5 protein-coding genes are annotated in these 13,035 nt (G+C 37.4%); 2 read left to right on the forward strand and 3 right to left on the reverse strand.

Annotated elements, in window-relative coordinates:
• Window positions 1–34 precede the first annotated feature (34 nt).
• Genes K7A41_RS12590 through K7A41_RS12600 form a run of 3 tightly spaced genes read right to left on the reverse strand, consistent with a single transcriptional unit; the run spans window position 35 to window position 5,999 of the window.
• Window positions 35–1,276: a TlpA family protein disulfide reductase gene (locus K7A41_RS12590; RefSeq protein WP_265713959.1), complete on the reverse strand. Its 1,242-nt coding sequence runs from the start codon at window positions 1,274–1,276 to the stop codon at window positions 35–37.
• Between the two features lies 1 nt (window position 1,277).
• Window positions 1,278–2,636, reverse strand: coding sequence for a RagB/SusD family nutrient uptake outer membrane protein (locus K7A41_RS12595; protein WP_265713960.1), 1,359 nt, complete (start codon window positions 2,634–2,636; stop codon window positions 1,278–1,280).
• Between the two features lie 18 nt (window positions 2,637–2,654).
• On the reverse strand, window positions 2,655–5,999 hold the full coding sequence (locus K7A41_RS12600; protein ID WP_265713961.1) for a SusC/RagA family TonB-linked outer membrane protein: 3,345 nt from the start codon (window positions 5,997–5,999) through the stop codon (window positions 2,655–2,657).
• Between the two features lie 886 nt (window positions 6,000–6,885).
• On the opposite strand from K7A41_RS12600, the gene K7A41_RS12605 reads away from it, so the two are divergent.
• Both K7A41_RS12605 and K7A41_RS12610 read left to right on the forward strand, forming a co-directional pair.
• On the forward strand, window positions 6,886–7,461 hold the full coding sequence (locus tag K7A41_RS12605; protein WP_265713962.1) for a helix-turn-helix domain-containing protein: 576 nt from the start codon (window positions 6,886–6,888) through the stop codon (window positions 7,459–7,461).
• A 95-nt stretch (window positions 7,462–7,556) separates the two neighbouring features.
• Window positions 7,557–12,893, forward strand: a complete 5,337-nt coding sequence (locus tag K7A41_RS12610; RefSeq protein WP_265713963.1) for an AAA family ATPase — start codon at window positions 7,557–7,559, stop codon at window positions 12,891–12,893.
• Window positions 12,894–13,035: the final 142 nt, after the last annotated feature.

The raw sequence follows: 13,035 nt of genomic DNA on the forward strand, positions 1-13,035 counted from the left end.
ACAAAAGGGAGCAACTTCATGCTCCCTTTTACTTTTAGATCGTTTCCTCTACCACCAATACATCCACCTCTCTCTTCGCCCTCACTATTTCGAGCCCGTAGGCGTTGAGTTGTTTATTTAATTCATCGACACCGGTATAAGTTGATATTTCAATGGGCGACGTGTAGCCTGATTCATCAACAACAATCGGATACTCACCTGAGTAGTCCATCAGGAAGGTTAAGACGGATAGGCTTTCCATTACCTGCCCGTTCGTTGGCTTTGTAAGTGTGGCATCTATTTTATCAAGTTTACGAATGACAAGACAGTCCTTTGCTTCTTTGCCCCAATACACTTTTAGTCCCAATAACGAATTTAGATCCTGTACAACGACCTTCGCAAGCTCGGGCAATTCCATCTTCCTATAGCTCGTCCTTTTATAACACATGCCGTGTTCATTTAACCAAATATGCTGTCCACCGCTATTTTCCTTGTATTCATACTTACTTTTATCGGCAACTTTCCATTGTATCCGCTGATCGTTGATCAAAAATTGAGGTTTGGCCATATAGCTGTACATGGCGATATATGCCCTCAATATCCCGACGTTGTTGAAATAGCAGGTATACATTCCCGATGTTGTATCTAGCGTGATACTTAATCCCCCTTTCTCCTGCAAGCCCTCCTGATAACCTGTGAGTAACACCGATCCTTTTACTCCATCTACTCCTACAGTGCTATTTATATGATCAGCTCTGTAGTCGTCCTTTACAGGCAGACTGATCTTTCCATTTTCCCATAACTCATTGATAAATTTAGGTTTGATATAATCCGGATAAGTTATCGCTTGAACTTTCCCTTTATAGATCAATACCGTATGTGGAACCCCCTGATGCGGAAATAGCTTTTTAAATTTGACGTCCGAAACTATCGTGGGCAGTTTGACTTTTTTTTCTTTCAGAAATCCGTTGTTGCGATAGAATTTTTCAATAACTTCCTTAGACTGCCAGGTCACCATAAAAACCTGAACCTTATCCTGCATCTGCTGTTGCATTTCCTGCAGTTTGGGCATCCCCTCTATACAGCTCACACAATAGGTATCAAAGAAATCGAGTATGATAATCTTATCTTTGAATACATTCAGATTAACTTTTGTGCTGTTGTAATTTAATACTGGGAAGCTTGAATTGACTTCAAATCGATCCGCAACGTTCAGGTATTCATTTCCTTTGCCATTATGCTGGCCAAATAGGTAATTGGCAAATAATAATATTATAAAAATCAGGTTTAATTTCATCTTATCTTTTATTTTGTTGGATATTGTTATTCTGGTTAATGACTAATTGCGGAATTAAAAAAGCATATTTCAATGAGTTAGGCTCAAGTATATATACCTTTTGATCAACCGTTCTTTTGAGTTCCACTGCTAACAGGGGGTCTGTAGCCAGGCGCTTTACATCAGACCATCTTCTTCCTCTAAACATAAGTTCACGCCGGCGTTCCTGCAAGATAAAGTCAAGCAAGCGATCAGGATCCGTCTCCGAAATGGAATGATAAGAACCCGATTTCCACCGGCTTTTGCGCAAGGTATTCAAATCCGCCAGTGCTACTGCCGTTTGCCCCAGCCGGCAGGCAGCTTCAGCTTTGTTTAAAAGAACCTCACTACTGGTAAGCCCTACAAATACACCACCGGGCCCCTGATCGTAAGAACCTTTAAAGGCAAATGCCGTTGGATCGGCATCACTTGGCCGAAATAAAATCTTTTTTCTCAGGTCGTTGGCGTCGTAGGTAGCCAATAACTCCGGGCTGATACGCGCATAGTAATTGCCTATCGCATCCGAATATTGCGTAAGGGCCGAGAACAACACCTCTTTATTAAAACGAGGAATCGGATAATCCGCTTGCATATCCAATGTGTTGTAATCCAGTAGCTGAGGACTGGATTTCCAGGCTAGATCCGCATAGGTATAGGCGTTTTGGTAATCCCCCATGGTTAGATATACCCTTGAAAGCGCGGCATTTGCTGCCACAGCGGAGGGCAGGCTCTTCGCAATACTTGTGCTGCTCAATAGCGAAGCCGCATTTTTAAGGTCTTCAATGACACGATCAAAAGATTGTTTTAAAGTAGCACGAGGTGAGATAACATCAAGATCCGGACTCAATCGGATCGGAATACCAGGTTCCGTTTCCGCTGTTGCCTTGTCATATGGAAGTGCATAGATCTCTATCAGCTGTTGAAAGGCAAAAGCCCTAAAGAAATACGCGTTCCCCATTACCGTTTTAAACCGACTGGATTGCTTTTGCGCCGCATCCAATGCATTCAATACCTGTAGTACCTGGTTGGCGATGTAAACAACCTTATAGCTGCTCTGCCAAGCTGATGCTTTCAAAGATGATTCGTCAGACCAGATATAGGCATTTCTATCATCCTGATCACTGATACTGTTCCAATCTGCCGAAGTGAGGTAAAACTCCTCAGCGGCAATTGCACCCAACACAGGGTAAGAGCTGTTCAATGCCGTATAGTCATTGAGTAGAAGCTCACAATCCTCCAATGACTGTGGGATCGACATTTTTTTATCCGGTTTAATCTCCAAAAAATCATTGCATCCATACATCATCAACAGGATGGGAAGCAGTTGCATTATTGTTTTCATTTGAATAGGGTTAAATTATTAAAACTTAAAACTGATGCCAAGCGAGCAAGCCAGTGGATCCGGGCTGCTACTGCCAAATTCGGGGTCTATTCCCAGTTTATTGGCCCGCCATAGTGTACAGATATTGTTGATATAAGCATATAACCGCAGATCCTTAAGTTTATACCTTGCAGGCAGTTTCGGGGAATAGCTTAGCTGAATGTCCCTTAGCTTGACCTGATCGGCAGGCTCCACAAGCGCGGATGAAAAATTATAGAAGTAACTGGCAAAATAGTTGGCCGGATATTTAAATACCGGCACATCCGTATGCAATTCATCCCCCGGCTTTTGCCATCTTTTGGCATAATCCGGATGACCGATATGATCCGAGATCAGTTCGGTGTAATTGACCGATTTTCGCATAAACTTGTGTCCCAGCTGATAACTGATATTAAAAGAAAAGTCAAAGTCCTTATAGCGAAATGAATTGCGCAATGAGCCAAATACAATGGGTAGTGCAGAGCCATGGTTATCCATCTGTTCCACCGGTGTATCATAATAGATCTGGCTATAGTTTGTCGATACCTCTCCATCTATGTATCCCCTCGGCATACCCGTCTCAGGGTCTAGTCCTGCCCATTTATAGGCATATACACTATTCAGATCAGCACCTTTAATCGGGGTGGTCATCAGTCCATACGCCCCAGCCAGAAAATACTGCCCAATTGGACTGGACACATAGGACTGTGTCACTTTGGTTCTGCTATAGGCAAACACAAGATCAGACTTCCAGTCCCAGGAATTACGCAGGATGTTTACACTGTGTAATCCGATATCCAGTCCCCGTCCCAGCAAATTTGCACTGTTGATATAAAGACTGCCAAAACCAGTGGTCGGATCCAGCTGTGTATCTGAGATTAAGTCTTTTGGCTTTTTTACATAGTACTCAACCGAGCCATTGAGCCTATTGCTCGCCAGCTGAAAATCAAGACCAAGATTTAACATGCCCACCGTTTCCCATCGGAGCGTAGGATTGGGCGGTGACTGCATCGTCGCGTAGGGCAATCCGGTCAAAAAATGAGTTTCTGTAGCACGATAGATGATCGGGTAAGCGGAGGAGGTGTTGTTGACGTTGCCATTATGTCCATAGGTGGCACGCAACTTAAACAATGAAAAAAGCTCTTTCCCGACAAAGTCCTCATTGCTCATGGTCCACCCCACTCCCAGTGACCAAAATGGTTTACCCTTGTCATTTGTTTTTACGCCAAATAGATTAGAAGCGTCTTTACGGGCGCTGGCATTCAGCATATATTTTTCCAGATAGGTATAGGATCCATTCACAAAAAATGAGGTATAGCGATTGATCAGTTCACTAGAGACTGTATTGTCCCGTATCCGGCGTTTGCCGAAGCGTCCATTCAGGTAAGGATATTGATTGATATAGTCCATAGGTTGTGCGGTAAGGCTCTCTGTATCATAACCCCAGAATGTAGCGGAGTACGAACCCTCCTTTTGCTGCCTTACCTCGGCACCAGCAAGAACATTCAATTCATGAACATCGTCAAATTTTTTATTGAAATCAGCCTGTATCCGTCCCTGCTGAGAGACATTTTGCCTGTTCAGGCGATACAGGTAATCCCCCACAGGGATATTCCACTTGACGCTATTTTGGTCCCATACGGCAAAATAATTAATTTCAGCCCGCTGGAACACACTCCCCATTCCCCGCCAGTTGTCCTGTAGTGTATTTGCGTTTCGATAATTGTAGAGCAGTGACAGATTAAGGGATGGCAACACCTTGTATCTCGCGTTGAAAGAAAGCATCATCTCCCGCATTCGGCTAGTAACAGCAGTTTCGTTCAGTTCCGCAAGCGGACGATACTTCCAATCCAATAATCTACCTCCGGCTACGGTATCCCGAAATATAGGATTTAAGCCGATCGCATCCACGATCAAAGGATTTCCGTTTGCATCCGCCAGTTCCATATAAGGGTAATTACCATAGCCTGCACCAAGCGCATTGTAGCCGATGGGAATCAAAGACTCTTTGGTATTATATTCTGTATACTGTTTACTAAGATTAATATCCAGATTAGGGAGCGGACGATAGGAAGTGCTGCTTCGTAAAGAAACGCGATCATTACCGGAAGTCACCAGTCCATTCTTGTTCCTGTCGTAGCCAAGGGAAAACAGGCTGTTGATCAGCTTGCCGCCACCCTCAATCTGCACATTATATTGCTGCTTTAAGGCGTTTCTATAAATATATTTAGTAAAATCATCACGCATGTCAATTTTCTGCAGGCGTTTCATTTCAGCTTCCAACTCTGCCGACGAGATATTTCCCTCTTTGTACTTTTTCAGCCATTGTACTACCGGCGTGATATTGTAATTGATGTCATACATGCGCCCATCAAAGAAGCCCTGATCAAACAGCATTCTTTCGACAGCGATAAAATCCGATGTGCTCATTTGGGGCTGGTAATAGAGATCCGGCTTTTGCGTCAGCGTGACATTACTATTGAAGGTAATACGCACAGGTTTTTCATACCCAGCACGTTTTGTGGTTACCACGATCACACCATTACCCGATTGCGCACCCCAGATAGAAGAAGCGGCTGCATCCTTTAGCAGCGTGACATTTTCAACATCATTGGGGTTGATTGAGTTGAAGTCACCTTCGTAAGGGACACCGTCCAGTACAATGAGTGGCCACACCTTAGATTGAATGGTACTACGGCCTCTGATGTTAATATTAGGCAATACCCCCCTATTGTCATCAAAGATTTTGATACTTGATACACTTGGCACCACATCCTCCAGCCTGCTGATGAAATCCGTTGATACCTTACGATTGAACAGCTTATTGTCCACAAACTCGAAGCTCCCTGTCGCCCGCTCTTTGGGAATCTTTTGGTAACCGGTAGAGACCACCTCGACCTCTTCCAATTGATTCTCCAGCGGTATCAACTTTACTGTTAAGGATACTCCAGCGGCGTACAGTAAGGCTAGAGGTTTATAACCGACATGGCTAAACTTGATAGTCCCTGTAGATGCTAGCACTGGCATTGAGAAAGAGCCATCACTTTTGGTAGATGCTCTCCCCTTTTCGTCTGCAATGCGGACCGACACCCCTTGTATCGGCTTACCGTCCGAATCCGACACGACTGTGCCAGACACTTTTAAAAGCCCATTGGCCCCGCTGTCCTTGCGGGGCGTCTGAGCCGATAAACTAAACATATGAAACAATGCAATACATGTCAAAAGCATCGATGTGCTCTTCAAATCCTTGAAGAGGCAGATAAAAACATTCAAAATTGCGGGAGCCGGTTCACTGACCACTCCTGCTAAAAAGGCAATACGCTCCCCGTTGCAAAATTTTTGCATTTTAAAAATGTGTTGTGCAAGCGCCATAACTATGGCTCGTGCTGATCCAACAATAAAGAATTAGCTTATCCGAAAAGCGCCGCCAAAACGGTTACACGGCATTGATTAGGAATAATTATGGCGCTTCCTACCGGAATAAAAAGACAAACCGACCCATAACATGCTATTGTGTTACAATAAAAACTAACGGTTAAAAGTTTGGATTCAATAAAACTTTGCTTAATTTTAAGGTGCGAATATTAAAACAAGTTGATTTCATTGGCCAATATTACCTTTTTATGCAATCATTTAAATGTATAGGTCGGTGACAGGCATATCAAGAGGGAAATTAACTGAACTGGGTTCAGCTGTTTTTTTGTTTTAAGGAAAGTCTACTCCTTCCCTTTTTATTGCTCTTTACAGCCTGTTTTATTTATTGTGACCTATTCAGGCGCACGAAAAATGTTCTTTAAAAGTGATTTGCGGGAGTACCTCTTCATGCGATCTCTGATCGAATGCGGGGAATGAGTGGTGTTTTTTCGTTTCGTTCTCATAATTGTTTTGGTTTTATGTGAACGACGTCTCTCTTTAATGTTCTAGGCTTCGCTATAGATTAACCAAAGAATGAACCTTAATGCTTCTGACCAGGCATCGCCAAACGCCAACCTAACCGAAGTTAGGGTTCCCCAAAAGACTGACATAAGGTTCACCCTCTGGTAATTTTTACAAATATAAACATTACCGAGAGATATGGCGAACCTACGGTCATCTCGTGGGAATTTGGCGATTTCGGAACGAGAGTGACATCGTTAAGTTGGGCTTACTGCCCTACTTTTCGCTATAACTACATGACAAATATAAATATATAAATAGAATAAATCAAATAAAATTAAATCTATTTACAAAAATGGCCAACGAAGAATTCTCAAGAGCACTTAAATATTTAAGACTTAAATTTAAATTAAGTCAAGAAACAATAGCAAAAATTGCAGGCATTATACAATCTGATTATAGTGCTTTTGAACGTTTAAAAAGAAAATTGACTCTAGATGATGCTAACAAAATTTCCACACGTGTTTGGGGAGTTTCGTATAATAAATTTGTTGAGTTCTCTAAAAATGATATTGATATTAAAGATTTACCATCACCAACGCAAACTGCTATAGAGAAAAGTACTAGAAATAAGTTAAGATCAACAGAAAACTTATTAGCAAATGAATTAGATCGTCTTATTTCAGAAGGTCATTTGAATAAACCAACTACAGCGAAATATCTTCATTCACAAATGGATAAAAAACTCGAAAAGAGAAAATTTACTGAAATCACCAATCTCCTCAGCAAACCTCCACGCAACCAAATGATCGTACCACTCTTTAAAAGTAGTTCGCCCAAGATCTTTGTACATAAAGATCATGCTGAAAAGTATGAAAAGATGTCGAAGGACGAGATTTTAAAATTAGTGGATTATAAAATAAAGGTTTGATTAAGCTTCGAAATGTCTAATTACAATAGAGAAATAATAAAATTGTTTTAATAAACAGCCAACACTAACCTAATTTACATTTACTAACCAATGTTATGACTGGACAAATAAACTGGTATAATTTAAAAGATGCAATTATTGAAAATTTTATAAAAACTGATTTTCAACGTTATGCTTTAACAGCCTTTATGGGGATTGACTTCGAAAAAGGACTAAATATTTTTAAGTATATTGTAGAGAGCAATAAGGATCAACTGTCAGACAACTACGAAATTTTTAATGCTTTAGATAATCTTCTACTAAAAGGAATTCATCGAAAGGATTTTGTGAAAGATTTAGCTCACAATCTCGAGAGCTATCTAAAAAAAATGTATTCGATGATCGGGGTAGTTTATACAGCAAATAATCCTTATGATACACCTACTCTTTCCTGGTGTTATCAACAAATTGTGCGAAATAACAATCTTGCACCAAGTGCGGTTCGAGATCAGAGAACATTTTACCATACCAACACAAATTCCACTGCAGAGAATGTTCCTTATAAAGAGAATAAATATCCACACGATGACTTTAATGTTTTTTTTGCAGATGGAAGTGATTTCGGAAGGTCTTTGCATTTTGCATATCACAAAAGAAATGCTCATTCACACAACAACCCTAATATTCTTCAGACAAACATAACGGATTTTTATAAAGAGTACGTTAGAGTCTACTTGTATTTCACGTTCAAAAATTATCATCAGCTTATTCAACGTATTCCCTCAGGAGAACTAGAAACAGGACACATACTTAATATAAAAAAATTAGCAGATCTATCTGGAGGAGCGTACAGTCCTTTCATTGAAAATGAGGTAAAAAGAGATAATATTATTCAAACAATTAAAAGTAAGCTATCAAAACACAATGTACTGTTTATAGAAGGTGATGATGGCATCGGTAAAACAACTCTCTTACACCAATTCATAGCTAGAAATCCAGATAATTGTATTTCCCATTTTATTGATGGAGGAGATGCTATAACTAATTCTCTTTCTTCCATTTTATCTTCCATTTGCAATCAGATTCATTTTCTAACAAAAAAAATAGAGCTATATGATGAAGTAGATACTAATAAGTATACAGATGAATCTTGGCTAAAAGACTACTTCACAACTTGTTTAAGTCAATTAACCAAATTTCGAAATAGCGAAATATATTTTATTTTTGATGGTATAGAAGAAATAAGTAAGGAGCGACTTGAAGAAATTAAAGAGAATATTCTCGATTTTATTCCTTACCATAAATCTAATATTAGACTTATTTTATCCGGAAAGCAGAACAGACCATTATTGAAATCAAATGTGGGATTTGATAAGCTCGAGATGATCGTACTTTCGATTGACGAATCCATAAGAATATATGGACAGAGTATTTCTACCCGAGAATTTGAGGAAATTAACAAGATATGTCAAAACAATCCAGGAAAAATAGTATTCTTTAGAGATCTTATAAAAACTTCTGCAATTTCGGTTAAAGATTTAACACAGAATTTGTCGTCCGATTTTAATTCGTTATATAATTATGTATGGACAAATTACCACAAAAGTGAAGAAAACATAGACAGTTTGTTGGCAATCATAGCATTTCAAGAGCAAAAATACGATGCCAAAGAATTAACAAATATTATTAATAAGCCAAATATTGATGAAGCAAAAGTTATAGATAGCTTAAGGCAAATACCTTTTATCAGAAAAAATTATCGCGGTACATTTGAATATATTTTTGATGGGTTCAAAAGTTTTGCGGAAAAAAAATTGGCAAGATACAAAACACGAGTTGAGCAGTCAATCATTAACCATTTAATAAATAATTTGCAAGACGTGAATTCTCTAATTCTTTTACCAGAAATGTATAAAAAGACAGGTAACACTGATGAACTTGTAAAATTATTAGATAAAAACACTAAATGGTATCAACTCTTGAAAGAGAGTGAAAAAATTAGCGTAGTGAGTAGAGTTTCGCATGTTGCTTTGCAAACAATACAAGGTAAAAACGAAAACAAATATATACCTACAATCCTTAAATATTCTGTTTTAAAATCTTCTCTTAAAGATTTGAGCCAAACAACAGTTTGGCAACATGAAATAGCAACAAACCTTGTTATAGGAAGATATATTGACGCTATAAACCTTGCTAACATAGCTTTTCTCAAAGAAGACAAACTTAAAATGTTTGCTTCCATTGCGAAAGCTTATATAGAAAATGAGCAGAAAGTACCTGACGAAATTAGCTATAAAATATTGGAACTTTATGATGATATTGACGCATCTAAAGATTTCAAAAATATAAAAGAAGCTGGCATGGAAATCGCTTCCTTATTAATGTACTCTAACCCACAATTAGCTTTTCGATTGATAGAAGAATTATCAGGTAGTATTCAAGACAACGACAACGCTTTTGACTGGGCATTGGCTCAAATATCACTATCTATTCACTCAAATATCGATAGGCTAAATGATGTGTCTAAAGAAGACATTAATTCTAAGGTTTATTCAAAGATTAGAAATCCTCATATTAAAGAATTTGCGGACGCTATTCTACATTTATCAGAAAACCAAACATTCCAAGAAATAATTGATAAGGTTAATCAGCTAGAAAGTACGAGTCAAAAACTATTTCTTATAAGAAACTGGATAGGGAAAAATATTAAGAACCGCAATATAAGTGAAGTTATAACTCTTGGGCTGTCATTAGTTGTAAACAAAAGCGACAAGTATGTGCCCAAATCCGCAGATTACAGGGTGTTTGCTTTACCTTTGCCACATATATCGGACAAAGATGTCGTAGATGATATCATAAAAACGATAGAATCTTATGTTGGCTCCATACAAAGTACATCTACTACCAATGACCTTTTAGCCATAAAGCTATATATAACTAGAGCGATATGCAATTTCGAGATTGAAAAAGGAGAAGAAAGATTACTAGATATTTATTCGGAAATCGAAAATATAGACGATTTACCCACCAAATGCGCTTGCTTCGCCATGTACGCAAATGAAGCTTCTAAAATTTCCCAATCAAATGAATCTCTCGATCTTACCATATATCTAACCTCTGCCCGAGAAGCAATTAAACAAAACATCGATAAAATTTTATCACAAACAGCATCTCATTTTGAAATAGTCCAAAATATTATTACTAACTTAGTTAGACTTTATCCAGAAGATGCCATTGATATCTGCAGAAAATTGAACAAATCCATCGACAGAGACAATGCATTTCTTGAAACCATAGCTACATATTTAAAACAAAAAAATGATCGTATTGAAACAAAGATACTGGATGAATTGATTAATAGCATTACTGATCCAGACATCCAAAAGCTCGCTCTAACAGAAATAATAAATAATACCAATAAATCTGGGAACAAAGAAGATAATATCAAATTCTTCAAATACTTTGATAAAGTTGATTTCATAATAGATAATCGATCAAAATGTCTTCTTTATGTACAAATCATTTCTATATTAGAGAAATTCGAGGAAGCAAATGGTAAATACGTCGATAAGCTAGAAAATACTTGGAAAGAACTAGAAAAATCCGTAAATAAGGTTGATTTAGGTTTTGAAATAGCATATAATTTTTCCTTTTTGAAAGAAAAAAAATATGCAGAAAATTTTCTCAATTTAGCTCGGATAGAAAAAGAGGATAGAGAATTTCTGCTGGACAATCCAAATGCAACACATATATTTAGCCTAACAATCGATCTAGCATTAAGAATTTTTTCTGGTTTAATAATCAAAAAAAATTATTCGGATGAAGATCTTGCGACGATCGAAGGAATAATATCATCCCTACCATCCGAAAAACAGCAAATAAAGTTATGGTCAACGTTAATATTGCGAATAATCCCCCATTTAGATGCCGATAGTTCTTTTCATATAGAACTTATAAAAAATAACATTATTCCCAAATTAACAAAAATAAAAGACAAAAATGAGAGAATTAATGCAATAGTTGACACGATACCTTGCTTGTATTTTTATGATAAAAACCTTCCTTATATAGACGAAATACCTAGTAAGAACATTAGAGACAAAGCGTTGTCAAAAATATGTAAATATCTTTTCACGAAATGTTTGCCGGATGAAGAATATAGCGAAAATAACGAGGGATATGATTTAGATTTCAATATAATTAAAGAAATATTAGCGTTAACAAATAAAATGAATAATGACTACTTTATTGCCGATCAAATAATTCAAATACAAAAGTCAGTCAATTCAAAGAAGTCTCCAGTAAGCAATCAACAGAAAATCGCCATACAACAATTTTTCAGGGAAATTGCAGATTCCAAGCTGCCAGATTTAGATAATATTAGACATAAGGGCTATCAGTTACTAGTTTACGCGAATGCGCTTTCAATTCAATCTAAAACGACATGGAGTGAGTGGGAAGAAATACTTAATGAAGTTAAAAATATCTCAAATTTATCAGACAAGATTTTTATGTGGATATCAATATCTAATTTACTTCCAAATGAGTATCTTAAAGAAAAGCAATTATTGATTTCTAAATCGGAAAAATCAGCATATGAACTTCCATCGTTTTTGGATACTGTCGGGAGACTTAATATGATATTCGAGACGATAAATGATAAGCAGCAAATAGGTTTTAGCTTTAAAAAGATATTTGAAAAGTTAATTATATCAATAAAGAGCAATCCCCAAAGCCCATTCCTCAGAGACAATTATCGAAGTATTCTTGATGTGGTGTACGAATCTGACCCATCGTTAGCGAAAACATTCGTCAATACCATTGATAAAGATAGCGGAAGACAAAATACCGGAGCATATTTAAATAATCATTTAAACTTGTTGGAATTTGAGTCAAAACTCGAGAAGGAGCTTTTAAATAATACCAATGAACAATTTCTTCTCGAAACCAAACCAGAGTATTTTAACAAAATCATAAAAGGGAGATTAAAAAGACTTAACGGAACAAAAATGGTAAACGATAAACATAGCCCTAGAGATTTAATCTATCAACTTAAATTAGCTTCCGAATTCTCCATAGATGAAAGTCACTATGCATTTTCATATTTTATAGAAAGGCTGAAAATAATGTACCAGAACACTGATGAGTCAGCTAAAGTAATTCGGAAGAGTTATCTAGAGTTAATTGACGTATGCTCTTTTGTAAGACTATTATCTATTAGAAACTCGGATAAAATTCAAAGTCTACTTGATATTATTCCAATTGATGATAGTGCTCAAAGTAATGTTGATTGGATAAAAGCTGAGGTAGGAGAAGCAAAGTACCTTATTATAGAAGATCTTATCCAAAAAGGCGTAGCTATCGAGTCAATTGCTCTTATGTCTAACATCGATGTTGCTCAAATAAGACATATCGAGAATAATTATAAAAATATACACACTTATGAACCCTGAAAAAGGGACTGTCCCACTAAGTGTGTAAATAAAAAATACGGAGTTCAGTTATGTTCCTTATAACTGGACTCTTTTTTCAAATAAAGTTAAGAACTGATTTAGGATAATGCCCCAATTCTGAATAGGCATCGTCCACTTTTTA

It is taken from the genome of Sphingobacterium sp. InxBP1 (genome assembly GCF_026191775.1).
Lineage (GTDB): Bacteria > Bacteroidota > Bacteroidia > Sphingobacteriales > Sphingobacteriaceae > Sphingobacterium > Sphingobacterium thalpophilum.

What these genes read in the sequence shown, in the direction of transcription:
- K7A41_RS12590 (WP_265713959.1), bottom strand. Translation starts at nt 1,276, where the DNA reads ATGAAATTAAACCTGATTTTTATAATATTATTATTTGCCAATTACCTA.
- K7A41_RS12595 (WP_265713960.1), bottom strand. Translation starts at nt 2,636, where the DNA reads ATGAAAACAATAATGCAACTGCTTCCCATCCTGTTGATGATGTATGGA.
- K7A41_RS12600 (WP_265713961.1), bottom strand. Translation starts at nt 5,999, where the DNA reads ATGCAAAAATTTTGCAACGGGGAGCGTATTGCCTTTTTAGCAGGAGTG.
- K7A41_RS12605 (WP_265713962.1), top strand. Translation starts at nt 6,886, where the DNA reads ATGGCCAACGAAGAATTCTCAAGAGCACTTAAATATTTAAGACTTAAA.
- K7A41_RS12610 (WP_265713963.1), top strand. Translation starts at nt 7,557, where the DNA reads ATGACTGGACAAATAAACTGGTATAATTTAAAAGATGCAATTATTGAA.